The sequence below is a fragment of the Enterobacter cloacae complex sp. IR5441 genome, assembly GCF_049238215.1.
Taxonomy (GTDB): Bacteria; Pseudomonadota; Gammaproteobacteria; order Enterobacterales; family Enterobacteriaceae; genus Enterobacter; species Enterobacter hormaechei_C.
In genome coordinates this window covers 322,730-342,617 of the sequence record NZ_JBMKIA010000002.1, presented here as the reverse complement: position 1 = coordinate 342,617, position 19,888 = coordinate 322,730, and the positions used below count along the sequence as shown (strand labels likewise).

Sequence of the window (19,888 nt, the reverse complement as noted above, 5' to 3'; positions counted from 1 at the left end):
CGTTTTTATTTGAAGGAACGAGCAATGAAAAAAAATAAACATCAGGGAGAAGGGCTTATTCCCGCCATATCCCGGCGTCAGTTTATTCAGGCAGGGTCGGCGCTCGCCGCCCTGCCGTTTGTCGTCAAAACCGGCAAAGTACAGGCACAGGGCGCGGCGGTTTCAGACGCTACGCCTGAAGAAAAAGTGGTGCAAACCTGTAGTACGTTTGACTGCGGCGGGAAGTGTGATATTCGTGCTCACGTCAGTGATGGCGTTGTGACCCGAATTTCAACGCGTCCGGATAACGCGCTGGATCCGCAGATGCCAGTAATGCGCGCCTGCGTTCGTGGTCGGGCTTATCGGAAATTTGTTTATCACCCCGATCGACTGAAATATCCAATGAAACGCGTAGGTAAACGTGGCGAAGGAAAATTCGAGCGTATTACCTGGGATGAAGCCACCACCCTCATTGCGAATCAATTAAAAACTATTACGCAAAAATACGGTGCTGCGTCACGCTATGTTCATGTGGGCACCGCGGTGTCCGGCGGGACCTTTTCCGGCGATAAAATGGTTCGTCGTCTGCTCAACTTAACCGGCGGCTATCTCGAAAGCTATCACTCGGTCAGTATGGGTAACACGGCGGCGGCAACGCCGTATACCTATGGCACCGCCGCCAGCGGCAGCTCTCTGGACACGCTGCTGGACACCAAACTGGTCATTCTCTGGGGGCATAACCCGACGGAAACCATCTTCGGGCACAGCAACCACTTCTACCAGAAGATGAAGCAAAACGGCACGCGCTTCATTGTTGTCGACCCACGCTATTCCGATACGGTTTCCTCCCTTGCCGATCAGTGGATCCCGCTGCTTCCCACAACAGACAACGCCCTGATGGACGCGATGATGTATGTGATCGTCACGGAGAATCTGCACGATCGCGACTTTATTCAACGCTACACCCTGGGCTTTGACGAAGACGCCATGCCAGAGGGCGTTCCGGCCAATGAATCCCTGATGGCTTACCTGAGCGGTGCAAAGGATGGCGTGGCGAAAACGCCTGAGCGGGCAGAGAAAATCACCCACGTGCCTGCACAAACTATTCGTCAGCTGGCGCGTGACTACGCAACCACCAAACCCGCCGCGCTGATCCAGGGCTGGGGACCGCAGCGTCACAACTGCGGCGAGCGCACCGCGCGCGGCTCGACGATACTGGCCACGCTAACGGGTAACGTCGGGGTGAAAGGCGGCTGGGCAGCAGGCTATGGCGGCTGCGCAAACCGCAAATTTGCGGCCGGGCCAGAGATGCCGGACAACCCGGTCAACGCCAAAATTTCGGTCATGAACTGGGTCCAGGCCGCGGATGATGCTTCTAAGGTAACCGCGGAAGATGGCCTGAAGGATGCTGAGAAGCTGGACAGCAATATCCGCATCCTGTTCTCGCTGGCGGGCAATTATCTGGCTAACCAGAACCCGGATCTTCATCATGCAACCCGTGTCCTGGAAGACGAGTCGAAAATCGAGTTTATCGTCGCAAGCGATCTGTTTATGACGCCGAGCGCCAGATACGCCGACCTGCTTTTGCCGGAAACCAGCTTCATGGAACGCTGGAATATCGGCGAAACCTGGGGCACGGCAAGCTATCTGATCCTGTCAGAAAAGCTGATTGAACCTGAATTTGAACGCCGTTCAGACTACGACTGGCTACGGGAGGTCGCTGCTAAGCTTGGCGTCGAGCCAGCGTTCAGCGAGGGCCGTGACGAAAAAGCGTGGATTGAGCACATCTGGGAGCAGACGCGGCTGTCCATGCCGGATGAAAACCTGCCGGACTTCGCGACGCTACAGAAGACGCGTCAGCATCTTTTCAAAAGCGCGCCGTACGTTGCCTTTGAAGACAACATTCGCGATCCGCAGAATCATCCGTTCCCGACGCCGTCCGGAAAAATTGAGATCTTCTCGAAGCGTCTGTACGACATGCAGCACCCGGAAATCCCGGCGCTGTCGCACTACGTGCCTGCCCATGAAGGGCCGGAAGACGAGCTGGTCAAAACCTTCCCGCTCCAGCTGATCACCTGGAAAGGGAAAAACCGCGCTAACTCCACCCAGTACGCCAACCCGTGGTTAATTGAGGCGCAGCAGCAAAAGCTGTGGATCAACCCGCAGGATGCGCAAAAGCGCGGCATTGCGCAGGGGGATACCGTGCGTATTCATAACGCGCGCGGCATTTGTGAGATCCCGGCGGAGGTCACGCCGCGCATCATTCCAGGCGTGGTGGCCATGCAGGCAGGCGCCTGGTGGCAGCCGGACGCGCAGGGTATCGATAAAGGCGGCTGCGCGAACGTGCTCAGTTCCGCCCGTATTACCGCGCTTGCGAAAGGGAATTCCCATCAAACCATGCTGGTGGAGGTAGCTAAAGCATGAGTCAGTTTAAACATTACGCACCGGTGAGCGACAAACAGCTGGGTTTTTATATCGACTCTTCTCGCTGCTCGGGCTGCAAGGCATGTCAGGTGGCGTGCAAAGATAAAAACAACCTTGAGGTCGGACGTCGTTTCCGTCGCGTTTATGAAGTCAACGGCGGGAGTTTTATCCCGACCGGGCAGGGCGGCGTCAGCAACAACGTTTTTGCCTACACGCTCTCTATTTCCTGTAACCACTGCGCAGACCCTGTCTGCACCAAAAACTGTCCAACCACCGCGATGCATAAGCGTCCGGGGGACGGCATTGTGCGCGTTGATACTGATAAGTGTGTCGGCTGCGGCTACTGCGCATGGTCTTGCCCTTACGGCGCGCCACAGCTCAACGAGCAGACTGGGCAGATGTCCAAATGTGATTTCTGCGTGGATCTCCAGGCGAAGGGAGAGCAGCCCGTCTGTGTGGCAACCTGTCCACTCGAAGCGATTAAATTCGGGCCGATTGATGAACTGCGGGCGAAGTATGGTGCGGTCTGTGATGTGAAAGGCCTGCCTGATTCCTCCATCACCAAACCAAACCTGGTGATCAAAGCGCATCAGGGCGCAGAGAAAGAGGGGAAACGTCATGCATGAGTTACCACTGCTGATTTTTACGTTGTTCCTGCAAGGATCGGTTGGCGTTACGCTGTGGCTGGCGTTCGGAAGCACGCAACGCAGCGCGCTGCTGCCGGCAGCCGGAGCGTTTGTGCTGGCGAGTCTGGGGCTGCTCGCCTCCGCGCTGCACATGGGCTATCCGCTTAATGCTCTTAACGCGCTGCGCCACGTATCCAGCTCCTGGCTGAGCCGTGAGATTATCTTTGCCAGTCTTTATCTTGCGGCGCTTGGCTTCGCAACGCTGCTTATGTTTGTCAAAAAGCCAGGCTGGAAGCCACTGTTGGTTGTGGCAGGTCTGGTTGGTTTAGTCGACGTGTTCTGCATGGCGCAGATCTACATGCACGCATCCGTGGTGACATGGCAGCACGTTAACACGCTGGTGCTGTTTATCGGCTCGGTAGGAATAATCGGCTCAGCCTGCATGGCCTGTGCGCCGCATGCCCGCATCAACGTGCGTGCGGCGGTTGTCATTATTACGCTGCTGGTGCTTGTGCGTCTGGTGATGCAGCCCGTCTGGCTGGCAGATATTACGGCTATGGACAACACCGTGGCGACGTTCCCTCACGCACCGCTACAGATGCTGGAGCAACTTCGAACCGTGCATCTGCTGAGCTGGTGCGTATCCGTTGCGGGTATGCTGTGCTTTGCTGCGGGCGGTCTGAAAGCGGCGCGATCTCCCATGCTGCTGGGAAGCGCATTGCTGATTGTCGGTGAGCTGATGCTGCGCTTCGTTTTCTTCAGTATTGGCTGATGGGCGGATTGACCTTTGCCCCGGCGATGGACGTGACGCATGCGTGCGTCCGTCGCCGTTTTCGCCACGCTTCCTGCCTCGCCTGCGCGGACGTCTGTCCTGTGCAGGCTTTTTCTTTTACCGACTCAGGCGTCTCGGTTGATGACAGCCGCTGTATTGAATGCGGTGACTGCCTGTTCGTCTGCCCCGCTGAGGCCATCACCGGCATCACGCCGCGAAAACGCTTTCTGTGTGGCGATACGCTTGTTGGGCCGTTTACTGACCGTGCGCCAGGGGTGAATGAGCTTCTGCTGTGGCACGCGCAGTACCACGTTCGTTTTATCAGTATCGACGCGGAGCAGAATCCTGACTGGTTGCTGGCGATTGCCCGGTTGAATCTGGCGCTTCGTCGGCGCGGTGAAGCGGCGTGGGCGTTTAAACATATACCCGTCAACGAGGTTAATACCGCCCGGCGTGCGCTGATGCACGTTCCCCGTGAGGATGTCCGGGCCTGTAGCGTCGTGCCCGGTCAGCGTAAACTGCGCAGGGCGTTTTCTGCGTTTAGCGAGGCAGAGATAACTCTCGATGCCAAATCCTGCATACTGTGCGGCGCGTGCTGGCGAAGTTGTATGGAAAACGCGATTCGGTTTAAGAACGCTGAACTGGTCGTGGAAACCGGACGCTGTACGGGGTGCGGCGGCTGCGAAGCGGTATGCCAGCATGCGGCGATAAACGTGACGCAAACAGACGGGGTAGGGAAAAGCGTGACCATACCGGCATATGAAGCCGTTTGCCTGACGTGCCACCGTCATTTCTGGTCATTTACGTCTGATGAAAAGCAGTGTCCGCTCTGTTTTCATCATCAACACGGTATGCGAAATACGAGCTGTTGCTAATCTTCGTCTCATTTTAAAAAAATGTTATGCATAACCATAGGCAATGGCGCTATTGCTCTTTATAATCCGCGCCACACCATACTCAGGTATGCAAAAACAACAGAACATTTTACAGAGGTTATCAATGGCTATTGAACGTACTTTTTCCATCATCAAACCAAACGCGGTGGCAAAAAACGTTATTGGCAGCATCTTCGCTCGCTTTGAATCAGCAGGGTTTAAGATCGTTGGCACCAAAATGCTGCACCTGACCGTTGAGCAGGCTCGCGGTTTTTACGCTGAGCACGAAGGTCGCCCATTCTTTGATGGTCTGGTCGAGTTCATGACCTCTGGCCCAATCGTGGTATCCGTACTGGAAGGCGAAAACGCGGTACAGCGTCACCGCGATCTGCTGGGTGCAACCAACCCGGACAACGCGCTGGCAGGTACTCTGCGCGCCGACTATGCAGACAGCTTCACCGAGAACGGCACCCACGGTTCCGACTCTGTTGAATCTGCTGCGCGCGAAATCGCGTTCTTCTTCGCTGAAGGCGAAGTGTGCCCGCGCACTCGCTAATAATTTCGTAAATGCCGCGTGCAAACGTGGCATCCCTGCGCCAGACTTTGTACAATGCAACGCCCCGGACGAGCAGACTGCTTACCGGGGCGTTTCTTTTCAACCCACCAAGGGCCACAACGTGTAACAACGAGGCCGGAAAAAATTATGTCTGAATTAGTGAATACCTCCGAAGTCGCCATTCCTGCGGTTCCCAATAAAAATGGAAAAATTAACCTGCTGGACCTGAACCGTCAGCAGATGCGCGAGTTCTTTAAAGAGATGGGCGAGAAGCCATTTCGTGCCGATCAGGTCATGAAATGGATGTACCACTATTGCAGCGACAACTTTGATGACATGACGGACATCAACAAAGTGCTGCGCAATAAGCTTAAAGAAGTGGCGGAAATCCGCGCACCGGAAGTGGTGGAAGAGCAGCGCTCTTCAGATGGTACCATCAAGTGGGCCATTGCCGTTGGCGATCAGCGCGTTGAAACCGTGTATATCCCGGAAGACGATCGCGCTACGCTGTGCGTCTCTTCTCAGGTGGGCTGTGCGCTGGAGTGCAAATTCTGCTCTACGGCGCAGCAGGGCTTTAACCGTAACCTGCGCGTGTCGGAAATTATCGGCCAGGTCTGGCGTGCCGCGAAAATTGTGGGCGCGGCGAAAGTCACCGGTACACGTCCAATCACCAACGTGGTGATGATGGGGATGGGTGAACCGCTGCTCAACCTGACCAACGTCGTTCCGGCGATGGAAATCATGCTCGACGATTTCGGCTTTGGTCTGTCCAAGCGCCGCGTTACGCTCTCTACTTCCGGCGTTGTGCCTGCGCTGGACAAACTGGGCGACATGATTGACGTTGCGCTGGCCATCTCCCTTCACGCGCCAAACGACGCCATCCGTGACGAAATTGTGCCGATCAACAAAAAGTACAATATCGAAACCTTCCTGGCTGGCGTGCGCCGTTACCTGGAGAAATCCAACGCGAACCAGGGCCGCGTGACCATTGAATACGTGATGCTGGATCATGTTAACGACGGTACCGAACATGCACACGAGCTGGCTGAACTGCTGAAAGATACGCCATGTAAGATCAACCTGATCCCATGGAACCCGTTCCCGGGCGCGCCGTATGGCCGTAGCTCGAACAGCCGTATCGATCGCTTCTCAAAAGTGCTGATGGAGTATGGTTTCACCACCATCGTTCGTAAAACGCGTGGCGATGATATCGACGCAGCCTGTGGTCAGCTGGCGGGTGACGTTATTGACCGTACCAAACGTACGCTGCGTAAGCGCATGCAGGGTGAGTCAATCGCGGTCAAAACCGTTTGATTATTATGCATACACGGCGCGTTTTTTGCGCCGTGAAGCATTAATTTACTGAATATTCAGTCACAATCATTATGACTGATTAATAATTACGGTGCGTTTCATACGACTTTCGGGCAGTATGTAACGACGTAACAACAGTTTAGCGTGAAGGCCTGCCAGCGCTGTCATCTGCGGCCCGACAGTCTTATACTGTTTGTTCCAGGTTAACTGACCTAAAGTTTCGCGGTGCGGGTGGCATTGTGACTCACCGGCACCTGAACCCTTATTTTCACGTACCAGTAGTTGTAGCGAATGAATACTGAAGCCGCTCACGATCAAAATGCAGCACTCTCCACTGGCGTTCGTCTTCGCAACGCCCGTGAACAACTCGGACTCAGCCAGCAAGCCGTTGCAGAACGCCTGTGCCTGAAGGTTTCCACCGTTCGCGATATTGAAGAAGATAAGGCACCCGCCGATCTGGCTTCAACGTTTCTGCGCGGTTATATCCGTTCTTACGCCAAACTGGTTCATATCCCTGAAGACGAATTACTGCCGATGATGGAGAAGCAGGCGCCTGTGCGTGCGGCAAAAGTTGCGCCGATGCAGAGCTTCTCTCTGGGTAAACGTCGTAAAAAACGCGATGGCTGGCTGATGAGCTTTACCTGGCTGGTCCTGTTCGTGGTTGTCGGCCTGACGGGCGCATGGTGGTGGCAAAACCACAAAGCGCAGCAGGAAGAGATCACGACGATGGCCGATCAGTCCTCCGCTGAGCTCAATCAGTCTGGTAATAACGGCGCGCAAAGCGTGCCGCTGAGCACCGAAGGAGCTGCGACCTCCAGCGAACCTCAGGCGGCAGCAAGCAGCACGCCTGCAACCGAGCCAGCGACGACGCCAGAAGCGACGGCGAATAACGCACCAGCCACCCAGGCCCAGGATCAGAACGCGGTCGTATCACCTTCACAGGCCAATGTTGATACCGCCCCTGCGGCAACGGCACCGGCAGATAACACCGCGGCGTCACTGCCAACTGACCCGGCGGGTACGGCGGCACCTGCCGTTGACCCGAATGCGCTGGTGATGAATTTCACGGCGGATTGCTGGCTGGAAGTGACTGATGCGACAGGTAAAAAGCTGTTCAGCGGCCTGCAACGTAAAGATGGCACGTTAAATCTAACGGGCCAGGCACCTTACAAGCTTAAAATCGGCGCACCGGCAGCGGTACAGATCCAGTATCAAGGAAAACCTGTCGATCTGAGCCGCTTTATCAGAACTAACCAGGTTGCGCGTCTTACCGTTAATGCCGAACAATCAGCAGCACAGTAACAGACGGGCAATGCGGGAGATTTTACATGCATAACCAGGCTCCTATTCAACGTAGAAAATCGAAACGGATTTACGTTGGGAACGTGCCAGTCGGCGATGGGGCGCCTATCGCCGTCCAGTCGATGACCAATACGCGTACTACGGATGTAGAAGCGACGGTCAATCAAATCAAAGCATTAGAACGCGTAGGCGCGGACATTGTTCGCGTCTCTGTACCGACCATGGATGCCGCCGAGGCGTTCAAACTGATCAAGCAGCAGGTGAGCGTTCCGCTGGTTGCCGATATTCACTTCGATTACCGTATCGCGCTGAAAGTCGCTGAATATGGTGTCGATTGCCTGCGTATTAACCCAGGCAACATCGGCAACGAAGAGCGCATTCGCATGGTTGTTGACTGCGCCCGCGACAAAAACATTCCAATCCGTATCGGCGTGAACGCTGGCTCACTGGAAAAAGATCTCCAGGAAAAGTACGGTGAGCCGACGCCGCAGGCGCTGCTCGAATCCGCAATGCGTCACGTCGATCATCTGGATCGCCTTAACTTCGATCAGTTTAAAGTGAGCGTGAAAGCGTCTGACGTCTTCCTGGCCGTTGAATCGTATCGTCTGCTGGCAAAACAGATCGATCAGCCGCTCCACCTTGGGATCACCGAGGCGGGCGGTCTGCGAAGCGGTTCGGTAAAATCGGCGATTGGTCTCGGCCTGCTGCTCTCTGAAGGCATCGGCGACACGTTACGCGTCTCCCTGGCCGCCGATCCGGTGGAAGAGATCAAAGTCGGTTTCGACATCCTGAAATCACTGCGTATCCGCGCGCGTGGGATCAACTTCATTGCCTGCCCAACCTGTTCACGTCAGGAGTTTGACGTGATCGGCACCGTGAATGCTCTGGAGCAGCGCCTGGAAGACATCATCACCCCGATGGACGTTTCCATCATCGGCTGCGTGGTGAACGGTCCGGGTGAAGCGCTGGTGTCCACGCTGGGCGTTACCGGCGGTAACAAGAAAAGTGGTCTCTATGAAGATGGCGTTCGTAAAGATCGTCTGGATAATAGTGATATGATCGACCAGCTCGAAGCCCGGATTCGCGCGAAAGCGACGATGATGGACGAAGCGAAGCGCATCAGCGTTCAGCAGGTTGAAAAATAACGTGATGGGAAGCAGGCTGCTTCCCATGTATGATTGAACCCATTCTTTGGGTTCTTTTTTGTATATAGAAAGAGAATAAACGTGGCAAAAAACATTCAAGCCATCCGCGGCATGAACGATTATCTGCCTGGCGAAACCGCCATCTGGCAGCGCATTGAAGGCACACTGAAGCAGGTGCTCGGCAGCTACGGTTACAGCGAAATTCGTTTGCCGATTGTAGAGCAGACCCCGTTATTCAAACGCGCGATCGGCGAAGTAACCGACGTGGTTGAAAAAGAGATGTACACCTTTGAGGATCGCAACGGCGACAGCCTGACCCTGCGTCCTGAGGGGACGGCGGGTTGCGTACGCGCCGGCATCGAACATGGTCTCCTGTACAATCAGGAGCAGCGCCTGTGGTATATCGGCCCGATGTTCCGCCACGAACGTCCGCAAAAAGGCCGCTACCGTCAGTTCAACCAGCTTGGCGTGGAAGTGTTTGGTCTGCAAGGACCAGATATCGATGCTGAGCTGATTATGCTTACTGCCCGCTGGTGGCGTGCGCTCGGTATTTCTGAGCACGTTTCCCTGGAGCTGAACTCTATCGGTTCTCTGGAAGCGCGTGCGAACTATCGCGATGCGCTGGTGGCGTTCCTGGAACAGCACAAAGAGAAGCTCGACGAAGACTGTAAGCGTCGAATGTACAGCAACCCGCTGCGCGTACTTGATTCCAAAAATCCTGACGTACAGGCGCTGCTGAACGATGCGCCAGCGCTGGGTGACTACCTGGATGAGGACTCCCGCGAACACTTTGCCGGCCTGTGCAAGCTGCTTGAAGCGGCGGGCATTGCTTATACCGTTAACCAGCGTCTGGTGCGCGGTCTGGACTACTACAACCGCACCGTATTTGAGTGGGTCACCACCAGCCTCGGTTCGCAGGGCACCGTCTGTGCCGGCGGTCGTTATGACGGACTGGTCGAGCAACTGGGTGGTCGTGCAGCACCGGCTGTAGGCTTCGCGATGGGCCTTGAGCGACTTGTTTTGCTGGTTCAGGCAGTTAATCCGGAATTTAAAGCCGATCCTGTTGTCGATATATACCTGGTGGCTTCAGGTGCGGATACGCAGTCTGCGGCGATGCAGCTTGCCGAACGCGTGCGCGATGCGCTGCCGGACGTTAAGCTGATGACCAACCACGGCGGCGGCAACTTTAAAAAACAGTTTGCTCGTGCCGATAAGTGGGGCGCAAGTATCGCACTGGTGCTGGGTGAGTCCGAAGTGGCCAACGGCGAAGTGGTAGTCAAAGACCTGCGCTCTGGTGAGCAAACTACGGTAACGCAGGATGGCGTTGCGGCGCACTTGCGCACTCTATTGGGCTAAGGAGAAGGACTGCGTGGAAATTTACGAGAACGAACACGACCAGGTTGATGCGGTTAAGCGCTTCTTTGCTGAAAACGGCAAGGCACTGGTTGTAGGGGTTATTTTAGGTGTTGGTGCGCTGGTAGGCTGGCGTTACTGGAACAATCATCAGGCTGACTCTGCTCGCGGTTCGTCCCTGAACTACGAAAATACCGTTAGCGCAATCCGTGCCGATCAGCCGCAAACGTTGACGGCTGCGGAGAAATTTGCCGCTGACAACAAAAACACCTACGGCGCGCTGGCTGCGCTGGAAGTGGCTCAGCAGTATGTTGATAAAAACGAACTGGACAAAGCCGCTGCGCAACTGTCTCAGGGGCTTGCTGCTGCCAGTGACGAAAATCTGAAAGCGGTGATCAATCTGCGTCTGGCGCGTATCCAGGTTCAGCAGAAAAAAGCCGACGACGCGCTGAAAACGCTTGATACCATCAAAGGCGAAGGCTTTGCCGCTATTGTTGCCGATCTTCGCGGTGAAGCACTGCTGAGTAAAGGTGATAAAGCGGGCGCGCGTAAAGCGTGGCAAGCTGGCGTGGATAGTAAAGCTTCACCTGCGCTGAGCGAAATGATGCAGATGAAAATAAATAATTTGTCCGTCTGAGAGGGACCCAATGCAATTGCGTAAATTACTTCTGCCAGGACTGCTTTCTGTTACGTTATTGAGTGGTTGTTCACTGTTCAGTGGCGAAGAAGACGTTGTTAAAATGTCCCCGCTGCCGACGGTTGAAAACCAGTTCACCCCATCCACCGCCTGGGACACCTCCGTGGGTGATGGTATTGGCGATTTTTATTCCAACCTGCACCCGGCATTTGCTGACGGCGTTGTCTATGCGGCCGATCGCAAAGGCACCGTTAAAGCGCTGAACGCTGATGACGGAAAAGAAGTGTGGTCCATTAACCTGGCGGAAAAAGACGGCTGGTTCTCCCGTAAACCTGCACTGCTTTCTGGCGGCCTGACCGTTGCCGGCGGTCATGTCTATGTGGGCAGCGAAAAAGCGCAGGTTTACGCGCTGAATGCCAGCGACGGTTCGGTTGCATGGCAGACCACCGTTGCCGGTGAATCCTTGTCGCGTCCGGTTGTCAGCGACGGCCTGGTGCTGATCCATACCAGCAACGGCCAGTTGCAGGCGCTGAACGAAGCCGATGGTCTGGTAAAATGGACGGTTAACCTGGATATGCCAGCGCTGTCTCTGCGTGGTGAATCTGCTCCGGCGACCGCCTTTGGCGCCGCCATTGTGGGTGGTGACAACGGCCGTGTCAGCGCGGTACTGATGCAGCAGGGCCAGATGATCTGGCAGCAGCGTATTTCCCAGGCGACCGGTTCAACTGAAATTGACCGTCTGAGTGACGTGGACACCACGCCAGTTATCGTCGACGGTGTGGTTTACGCGCTGGCATACAACGGCAACCTGACGGCGCTGGACCTGCGTAGCGGCCAGATCATGTGGAAACGTGAGCTGGGTTCCGTGAACGATTTCATCGTCGACGGCAACCGTATTTATATGGTGGATCAGAACGACCGTCTGCTGGCGCTGAGCACCGAAGGTGGCGTGACGCTGTGGACGCAGAGCGATCTGCTGCACCGTCTGCTGACCGCACCGGCACTGTATAACGGCAGCCTGGTGGTGGGCGACAGCGAAGGCTATATGCACTGGATCGATCCAGAGAATGGTCGCTTCGTGGCACAGCAGAAAGTGGATAGCTCAGGCTTCCTGACGGAGCCCGTTGTGGCTGACGGCAAACTGCTGATTCAGGCAAAAGACGGCACGCTGTACGCGATCACGCGTTAATTACACGGCGGTTGTAGTATACTAAACGGCTCCTGTTCACTCAGGAGCCGTTTTGACATTTTTAAAAACGCTGCGAAAGCGACGTTATTTTGAATTTTATGAGGCTTCAAACATGGTACCTGTGGTCGCGCTTGTCGGGCGCCCTAACGTTGGAAAATCCACTCTTTTTAACCGTTTAACACGCACCCGTGATGCGCTGGTTGCGGATTTCCCGGGGCTGACGCGTGACCGTAAGTACGGTCGTGCAGAGGTAGAAGGACGCGAGTTCATCTGTATCGATACCGGGGGTATTGACGGTACGGAAGACGGCGTAGAAACCCGCATGGCAGAGCAATCTCTGCTGGCTATCGAAGAAGCGGATGTGGTTCTGTTTATGGTGGATGCTCGCGCTGGCCTGATGCCCGCGGATTCTGCTATTGCTAAACATCTGCGTTCACGCGAAAAGCCTACCTTCCTGGTGGCGAACAAAACTGACGGCATCGATGCCGATCAGGCTGTTGCGGATTTCTGGTCTTTAGGCCTGGGCGATATTTATCCTATCGCGGCCTCGCATGGTCGTGGCGTCACCAGCCTGCTGGAAACCGTTCTGCTGCCGTGGGTAGATGAAGTGAACCCGCCGGAAGAGGTGGACGAGGACGCTGAATACTGGGCGCAGTTTGAAGCCGGAGAGGAAGGCGAGGAAGAGCCGGAAGACGACTTCAACCCGCAGGATCTGCCTATCAAGCTGGCTATTGTGGGTCGCCCAAACGTAGGTAAGTCTACGCTTACTAACCGTATTCTCGGTGAAGAGCGCGTGGTGGTTTACGACATGCCAGGCACAACGCGTGACAGCATTTACATTCCAATGCAGCGCGATGAACGTGAGTACGTACTTATCGACACCGCAGGGGTGCGTAAGCGTGGGAAAATCACCGATGTGGTAGAAAAATTCTCGGTGATCAAAACCCTTCAGGCGATTGAAGACGCCAACGTGGTGCTGCTGGTCATCGACGCACGTGAAGGTATCTCCGATCAGGATCTCTCTCTGCTCGGCTTTATCCTCAATAGTGGGCGCTCGCTGGTTATCGTCGTCAACAAGTGGGACGGTTTGAGCAATGAAGTGCGCGAGCAGGTGAAAGAGACGCTGGACTTCCGTCTGGGCTTTATCGACTTTGCCCGCGTTCACTTCATCTCTGCCCTGCACGGGAGTGGTGTTGGCAACCTGTTCGAATCCGTTCGTGAAGCCTATGACAGCTCTACCCGCCGTCAGAGCACGGCGATGCTGACCCGTATCATGAACATGGCTGCTGAAGACCACCAGCCGCCGCTGGTGCGCGGTCGTCGCGTGAAGCTGAAATATGCTCACGCCGGGGGGTATAACCCGCCTATCGTGGTGATCCACGGTAACCAGGTGAAGGATCTGCCGGACTCCTACAAACGCTACCTGATGAACTACTTCCGCAAGTCGCTGGACGTGATGGGTACGCCTATCCGTATTCAGTTCAAGGAAGGGGAGAACCCGTTTGCGAATAAACGCAACACCCTGACGCCGAACCAGATGCGTAAGCGTAAGCGTTTGATTAAGCACATTAAGAAAAGCAAATAATTCTTACCGAACTCACTAAAACCCGCGCCTGTCGCGGGTTTTTTTCGCCCATTCAAAAGGCCTGCCTTCCCTGTGTGATGTCAATCACTATTCGCTTTTAACCATGTTTATATCTAAGAAAGTAGACAATCATCGAATTTTCGTCTTAAAGTCCAGGGTTCGGTACTAGACAAAACTAGCGCCTGGTTATCAAATGGTTAACCAACATTTCGCCGCATGTAAAAAATCGATCGGATACGTAACCGTTCGGCGTACATGCTGGTGTTTACAAGCACGACACATACCTTTTCGGGAGAATTATGCAATCCTCTGTTAATCAAAAAGAGAGCCGAACCTTCTTCGGCCATCCTTATCCGCTCGGTTCGCTGTTCTTCACCGAGATGTGGGAGCGTTTTTCGTTTTACGGTATTCGCCCGCTACTGATTCTGTTTATGGCCGCCACCGTGTATGACGGCGGGATGGGCCTGGCGCGTGAAAACGCCTCGGCGATTGTCGGCATCTTTGCCGGCACCATGTACCTCGCTGCGCTGCCGGGCGGCTGGCTGGCGGATAACTGGCTCGGCCAGCAGCGGGCCGTCTGGTACGGTTCGATTTTGATTGCGCTCGGGCACCTGTCGATTGCCCTGTCGGCCATCATGGGCGACAACCTGTTCTTCATCGGCCTGATGTTTATCGTGCTCGGCTCCGGCCTGTTCAAGACCTGTATCTCGGTCATGGTCGGCACCCTGTATAAAAAAGGCGATGCGCGTCGTGACGGCGGTTTCTCGCTGTTCTATATGGGCATCAACATGGGCTCGTTCATTGCCCCTCTGATTTCCGGCTGGCTGATTAAAACCCACGGCTGGCACTGGGGCTTTGGTATCGGTGGTATCGGGATGCTGGTCGCCCTGATTATCTTCCGCGTGTTTGCCGTTCCGGCCATGAAGCGCTACGACAGTGAAGTCGGTCTGGACTCCACCTGGAACAGTCCGGTAGTGAAACGTAACGGCGTGGGTGCCTGGCTGCTGGCGCTGGCTGTGGGTGTTGCAATCATCGTAACGTTGATTGCCCAGGGCGTGATTGTGATTAATCCGGTCGCGGTCGCCAGCGTGCTGGTGTATGTGATTGCCGCCTCCGTCGCGCTCTACTTCATCTATCTGTTCATCTTCGCCGGGCTGAATCGCAAAGAGCGCGCAAGGCTGCTGGTGTGCTTTATTCTGCTGGTCTCCGCCGCGTTCTTCTGGTCCGCGTTCGAGCAGAAGCCAACCTCCTTCAACCTGTTCGCCAACGACTACACTAACCGCATGATCGGTGATTTTGAGATCCCGGCGGTGTGGTTCCAGTCGATCAATGCCCTGTTCATCATTCTGCTGGCCCCGGTATTTAGCTGGGCATGGCCGAAGCTGGCGAGCAAAAACATTCGTCCGAGCAGCATCACCAAGTTCGTGATCGGCATTCTGTGCGCGGCGGCGGGCTTTGGCCTGATGATGCTGGCGGCGCAGAACGTGCTGAGCAACGGTGGGGCAGGGGTTTCTCCGTTCTGGCTGGTGGGCAGTATCCTGATGCTGACGCTCGGGGAACTGTGCCTGAGTCCGATTGGTCTGGCGACCATGACCCTGCTGGCGCCGGAGAGAATGCGCGGCCAGATGATGGGCCTGTGGTTCTGCGCCAGTGCGCTGGGTAACCTGGCTGCGGGGCTGATTGGTGGTCACGTGAAGGCCGACCAGCTGGATATGCTGCCAGACCTCTTTGCCCGTTGCTCCATTGCGCTGCTGATTTGTGCTGCGGTGCTGATCGTCCTCATTGTTCCGGTGCGCCGCATGCTGGAAAATGCGCAGACTAAACCGGCCGCTAACGCCTGATAAACCTCGACCTTGCCGGGGTGGCGTTATGCCCCGGCAATTGACTTAACGAGGTAAGAACATGCTGTTAGGGTTTGTTGGGCTTGGTGCTGTGGTTGAAACGGCTTACTTACCGGCAATACGAAATCTTTTTCCTGATACTCCGCGCTGTTTAGGTTTTGATATTCATCCCGAGAAGCAGCCTGAAGGGGTCACACGTTGCGCGTCGCTCGGTGAACTTCTTTCCCACCCGCTGGATACCCTGTTTATCACCACTTCCTCCCTGTACCATCTCGAGGTGCTTGAGCAGGCGCTGGCCTCACCCGCGTCGCGTATTGTGGTAGAAAAACCGATTGTCGCCACGCTGCCCCAAATTGAAAAACTGAAAGCGCTGCTGGCTCAACCGGGAGCCGCCGACCGCATGCTGGCGCTCGATCACTGGATGGCGCGTCTCGATAGCGTAAAGCAATCACTGGTCGCTCATGTTTCTGACATCGTCAAAATCGAAGGCTTTTTGCAGGAGCCAAGCGGGTATAACGCCGAAGGAGAGCCCATTGCGCTCAACTTCGCCACCGGCGAGCCAGACGCGCGAACGCTTCGCCATCCAGATGGTGTGATTCTGGATATCGGCACGCACGTGCTGGCGATGCTGCGTGAAACGGTGCGTTACCTGGGCGGCAGTGACGATATGACGTTGCAGGTGGTGACAGCAAAAGACCGCCTGGGCAGCGATATTGAAACGGGGGATCTGACCACGGCGGAAGGCGAGGCGCATTTGCAGGGAAGCATCAGCGGCGTGCCGGTGGACATCTGGCTTAACAAATACGCGGGGCCTGCGGGCGGGCAAAAGGGATTACGCTTCCATTTGCGCGACGGGCGCATCGTCAGCCACGACCGACGCGGCGCAGAAGATGTGCTGGAGCTGATTAAGGGTAAAGAAATTCAGCGCTGGCATATTCCCGGTACGATCTACGAGCATTGCCTTGCGGAGCATATTCTGGGGGCAAAAAGTCTCTTTGAACGGGATCCGCACCAGGTGAGCCGCACGACGCGCCGCAGGGTCGAGGAGGTGACGCTGCTGCTGACCTTACAGCAACAGTTGCGTGGCCCGCACTGAACACGACGTGGTAAAATTATCGCAGACCTGAACGCTTTGAAGGAGTCACCATGACGATTACCTGCCCGGATTGCCAGACACCGCTGGAGCCCCTGAACGGGGTAGCGCACTGCGAAAGTTGTAATAAAGATATCGCGCTCGAAGCCCGCTGCCCGGAGTGTCATCAGCCACTCCAGGTACTAAAAGCCTGCGGTGCGGTGGACTATTTTTGCCAGAACGGCCACGGTCTTATCTCTAAAAAACGCGTGGAGTTTGTTCGGGCCGAAGGTTAATCGCACACGCAGCCTTCACCTTTCTGCCACAGTTCCACCAGCGACTCGGGTGCTTCCTGCTCGGGTACCAGCACGATGATATCGGCGTAGTGCGCCTGATTTTGGCCGGTCCAGATAATCTGGATGCGGAAATAGCGCTGGTCACCGCTGCCGGGGGAAGAGGCTTGCCCGGGCGGCTGGCCGCGCGGGAAAGCCTGCTCAAGAATGCTCACCAGGCGCTGGCGCTGGGCCTCATTAAGCGAGGAGAGCGCAATGGTGCGCTGGCCGCTCAGCTTAGGGATAAAGGCGACGCCGCCTTCCCGGGCCAGCTCAACCACGGCGTCATCCGTCAGTTCCGGAACCTGCATTTACAGTACTCCCACCTGTTCCCAGGCTTGTTTAATGGCCGCCCCAACGTCGCTACCGGATCGTTTCTCGCCGTGCGCTATCGTCAGTTTTGCGAAAGCGTCAAAATCCGCATCCTGCGCCAGGTTGCGATCGCAAACCGTGTCGTACCAGGCATAACCCGCTTTTTCCCAGGCGTAGCCACCGATCGCCGTTGCGGCCAGGTAAAACGCGCGGTTGGGGATGCCGGAGTTAAGATGCACGCCGCCGTTATCCTCGCGCGTTTTGATGAAATCTTTCATGTGCGCGGGCTGCGGGTCTTTGCCGAGCAGCGGATCGTCGTAGGCGGTACCGGGTTCAGACATTGAGCGCAGCCCTTTGCCGTTAATCCCCGCTGCCAGCAGCCCTTCACCAATCAGCCAGTCTGCCCGATCGGCGGTTTGCTTAAGATGGTATTGCTTCACCAGCGAGCCGAACACGTCTGATAAGGACTCGTTCAGCGCGCCCGACTGCTCAAAATAGATCAGTCCGGCTTCGGTCTCGGTCACGCCGTGGCTCAGCTCATGCGCCACCACGTCGATGGCAATGGTGAAGCGGTTGAAGATTTCTCCGTCACCGTCGCCAAAGACCATCTGCTGGCCGTTCCAGAAGGCGTTCTGATATTCCCGGCCATAGTGCACGGTGCCGGTGAGGATCAGCCCTTTGTTATCGAGCGAATCGCGCTGATATTCTTTCCAGAAGAAATCATGGGTGATACCCAGATAATCGTACGCTTCATCCACCGCCACATCGCCGTTGGAGGGCTGGCCTTCATAGCGCACCTGGGTACCCGGCAGCTCCTGGGTCTGTTTCGCATCGTAGATGTCACGCTCAAGCTGACCGGCTTTATTAACATGCGGGGCGGCGGGTTTGCCCGGCATATGGGCCATCAGCGTCTGGACGTGGGTTAAGGTCTGACGGGCGCAGCGCTGCTGCGGCTCAGAACCGCTTTCGATAATACGGCGAAGAATATACGGAGGGATGACGCTATGAAAATGGGGCATGCTGCTCTCCTTATTAAAAAAGGCAATAGCAGCAGTATAGTTTGTAACCGGCGAAGATTTATCCGCTTTTACGCTGGCGCGTTTTTTTCACCGGTTTGATCTCTTTCACCTCACTCTCGACCCAGCCGTCAGAAAGCCGGGTGGTGAGCACATCCCCGGCTTTAACCTGTTTCGTTTGTTTCAGCACTTTGCCGTCCGTCGCAGTGGTCACACTATAGCCGCGAGCCAGCGTGGAGAGCGGGCTGACGGCTTCCAGATGGGTGACCGCATTGCCAAAACGCTCGCGCGTGGTGCTCAGGCGTGAGCGGATATTTTCCGCGAGGCGGAACTCAAGCTGCTGGATACGCGTTTGTGCGCGATAAATCTTCGGCTGCGGGTTTTGCTGATTCAGACGCTGCGTGACGCGCTGCTGGCGAGATACCGCCCGCTTAAGCTGGTTATCCAGCGCGAAGTTCATCCGCTGACGCAGACGTTCCAGCACGGTTTGCTGACGCGCCAGACGCAATTGCGGATGCTGCTGTTGCAGACGATGGTGAAGCTGGGTAAAGCGGCGGGTACGGTTGGCGAGGAAGTAGTCCATCGCCATCTCCAGGCGCTGCTGCCCGTTCTGGATCTGACGCAGCAGCTCCAGCTGGTTACGGCTGACTACCTCTGCCGCCGCGGACGGCGTGGGCGCGCGTAAATCCGCGACAAAATCCGCTATCGTCACATCCGTTTCATGGCCGACGGCGCTTACCACCGGGATAAGGCTGGCAAAGATTGCCCGCGCCACGCGCTCGTCGTTAAAGCTCCAAAGGTCTTCCAGCGAGCCGCCGCCGCGCCCGACGATCAGGACATCACACTCCTGACGGGCATTTGCCAGTTCAATCGCGCGCACGATCTGCCCCGGCGCATCGTCACCCTGAACGGCAGTTGGGTAAATAATGACGGGCAGGGAAGGGTCACGGCGCTTCAGAACGTGCAAAATATCGTGCAGGGCCGCACCGGTTTTCGAGGTAATGACCCCAACGCAGTGAGCGGGTGAGGGCAGGGGCTTTTTAAACTGCTGGTCGAACAATCCCTCAGCCGAAAGCATGGCTTTGAGCTGCTCGTACTTCTGTTGCAGCAAGCCTTCGCCCGCGGGCTGCATGCTCTCGACGATAATCTGATAATCGCCGCGCGGCTCATACAGGGTAATGTTGGCGCGAACCAGAACCTGCTGGCCATGCTGAGGACGGAACGTCACGCGACGGTTGCTGTTGCGGAACATCGCGCAGCGCACCTGAGCGGTGTCGTCTTTCAGCGTAAAGTACCAGTGACCGGAAGCAGGCTGCGTGAAGTTAGAGATTTCACCGCTGATCCAGACTTGTCCCATTTCCTGCTCAAGCAGCAAACGTACCGTCTGATTAAGGCGGCTGACAGTATAAATTGAGGGGGATTGAGAGGATAACATGTGAGCGGGATCAAATTCTAAATCAGCAAGTTATTCAGTCGATAGTAACCTGCTGAGAGGTGAGCGCAAGCATTTTTTTCAAAAAAGTGTGGATGCAATCGGTTACGCTCTGTATAATGCCAC

Annotated in this window: 18 protein-coding genes; 15 read left to right on the top strand and 3 right to left on the bottom strand. The window is 55.9% G+C overall.

What is annotated here, in order from left to right:
• The first annotated feature begins 24 nt into the window (after window positions 1-24).
• The 15 genes from ACOTX5_RS04315 to ACOTX5_RS04245 all read left to right on the top strand — a co-directional run bounded on the left by ACOTX5_RS04315 (window position 25) and on the right by ACOTX5_RS04245 (window position 16,966).
• Entirely contained in the window at window positions 25-2,403 is a 2,379-nt protein-coding gene (locus ACOTX5_RS04315) for a DMSO/selenate family reductase complex A subunit (RefSeq protein ID WP_045911323.1), read from the top strand.
• Window positions 2,400-3,029, top strand: coding sequence for a DMSO/selenate family reductase complex B subunit (locus ACOTX5_RS04310; RefSeq protein ID WP_015572168.1), 630 nt, complete (start codon window positions 2,400-2,402; stop codon window positions 3,027-3,029). Before ACOTX5_RS04315 ends, ACOTX5_RS04310 begins: the two co-directional genes overlap by 4 nt.
• A complete protein-coding gene (locus tag ACOTX5_RS04305) occupies window positions 3,022-3,801 on the top strand; it encodes a dimethyl sulfoxide reductase anchor subunit family protein (protein WP_045911324.1) in 780 nt (259 codons plus the stop codon). The genes ACOTX5_RS04310 and ACOTX5_RS04305 overlap by 8 nt, the downstream gene beginning before the upstream one ends.
• Window positions 3,801-4,676: a 4Fe-4S binding protein gene (locus ACOTX5_RS04300; RefSeq protein ID WP_045911325.1), complete on the top strand. Its 876-nt coding sequence runs from the start codon at window positions 3,801-3,803 to the stop codon at window positions 4,674-4,676. Before ACOTX5_RS04305 ends, ACOTX5_RS04300 begins: the two co-directional genes overlap by 1 nt.
• Window positions 4,677-4,800: 124 nt before the next feature.
• A complete protein-coding gene (gene ndk / locus ACOTX5_RS04295) occupies window positions 4,801-5,232 on the top strand; it encodes a nucleoside-diphosphate kinase (RefSeq protein WP_003860625.1) in 432 nt (143 codons plus the stop codon).
• 147 nt (window positions 5,233-5,379) lie between these two features.
• Window positions 5,380-6,546 carry a bifunctional tRNA (adenosine(37)-C2)-methyltransferase TrmG/ribosomal RNA large subunit methyltransferase RlmN gene (locus tag ACOTX5_RS04290; RefSeq protein ID WP_003860623.1) on the top strand — a complete coding sequence of 389 codons (1,167 nt, stop codon included), beginning with the start codon at window positions 5,380-5,382 and terminating at the stop codon, window positions 6,544-6,546.
• A 291-nt stretch (window positions 6,547-6,837) separates the two neighbouring features.
• The gene (gene rodZ, locus ACOTX5_RS04285; protein WP_234101208.1) at window positions 6,838-7,848 is read left to right on the top strand and encodes a cytoskeleton protein RodZ; all 1,011 of its coding nucleotides are present in this window, start codon (window positions 6,838-6,840) and stop codon (window positions 7,846-7,848) included.
• Between the two features lie 26 nt (window positions 7,849-7,874).
• Window positions 7,875-8,993 carry a flavodoxin-dependent (E)-4-hydroxy-3-methylbut-2-enyl-diphosphate synthase gene (gene ispG, locus ACOTX5_RS04280; protein ID WP_017383528.1) on the top strand — a complete coding sequence of 373 codons (1,119 nt, stop codon included), beginning with the start codon at window positions 7,875-7,877 and terminating at the stop codon, window positions 8,991-8,993.
• An 81-nt stretch (window positions 8,994-9,074) separates the two neighbouring features.
• The gene (gene hisS, locus ACOTX5_RS04275; RefSeq protein ID WP_022649001.1) at window positions 9,075-10,349 is read left to right on the top strand and encodes a histidine--tRNA ligase; all 1,275 of its coding nucleotides are present in this window, start codon (window positions 9,075-9,077) and stop codon (window positions 10,347-10,349) included.
• A gap of 13 nt (window positions 10,350-10,362) precedes the next feature.
• Window positions 10,363-10,983 carry a YfgM family protein gene (locus ACOTX5_RS04270; protein WP_017383526.1) on the top strand — a complete coding sequence of 207 codons (621 nt, stop codon included), beginning with the start codon at window positions 10,363-10,365 and terminating at the stop codon, window positions 10,981-10,983.
• Between the two features lie 10 nt (window positions 10,984-10,993).
• Window positions 10,994-12,172, top strand: coding sequence for an outer membrane protein assembly factor BamB (gene bamB / locus ACOTX5_RS04265; protein ID WP_017383525.1), 1,179 nt, complete (start codon window positions 10,994-10,996; stop codon window positions 12,170-12,172).
• 112 nt (window positions 12,173-12,284) lie between these two features.
• Window positions 12,285-13,757, top strand: a complete 1,473-nt coding sequence (der, locus tag ACOTX5_RS04260; protein ID WP_022648998.1) for a ribosome biogenesis GTPase Der — start codon at window positions 12,285-12,287, stop codon at window positions 13,755-13,757.
• A gap of 299 nt (window positions 13,758-14,056) precedes the next feature.
• Window positions 14,057-15,598, top strand: a complete 1,542-nt coding sequence (locus ACOTX5_RS04255; RefSeq protein ID WP_015572174.1) for a peptide MFS transporter — start codon at window positions 14,057-14,059, stop codon at window positions 15,596-15,598.
• Window positions 15,599-15,659: 61 nt separating this feature from the next.
• Complete coding sequence (locus ACOTX5_RS04250; RefSeq protein WP_047727265.1) at window positions 15,660-16,694, top strand: Gfo/Idh/MocA family oxidoreductase; 1,035 nt, start codon at window positions 15,660-15,662, stop codon at window positions 16,692-16,694.
• 50 nt (window positions 16,695-16,744) lie between these two features.
• Entirely contained in the window at window positions 16,745-16,966 is a 222-nt protein-coding gene (locus ACOTX5_RS04245; protein WP_015572176.1) for a zinc ribbon domain-containing protein, read from the top strand.
• Here ACOTX5_RS04245 and ACOTX5_RS04240 read toward each other — a convergent pair.
• From ACOTX5_RS04240 to xseA, 3 genes are read right to left on the bottom strand one after another with little or no spacing between them, the layout of a single operon-like run.
• On the bottom strand, window positions 16,963-17,313 hold the full coding sequence (locus tag ACOTX5_RS04240; RefSeq protein ID WP_006811517.1) for a protealysin inhibitor emfourin: 351 nt from the start codon (window positions 17,311-17,313) through the stop codon (window positions 16,963-16,965). The two genes, ACOTX5_RS04245 and ACOTX5_RS04240, sit on opposite strands and share 4 nt — an antisense overlap.
• The gene (locus ACOTX5_RS04235; RefSeq protein WP_023295137.1) at window positions 17,314-18,333 is read right to left on the bottom strand and encodes a M4 family metallopeptidase; all 1,020 of its coding nucleotides are present in this window, start codon (window positions 18,331-18,333) and stop codon (window positions 17,314-17,316) included.
• A gap of 58 nt (window positions 18,334-18,391) precedes the next feature.
• Window positions 18,392-19,765: an exodeoxyribonuclease VII large subunit gene (gene xseA, locus ACOTX5_RS04230; RefSeq protein WP_032654466.1), complete on the bottom strand. Its 1,374-nt coding sequence runs from the start codon at window positions 19,763-19,765 to the stop codon at window positions 18,392-18,394.
• Window positions 19,766-19,888 lie beyond the last annotated feature (123 nt).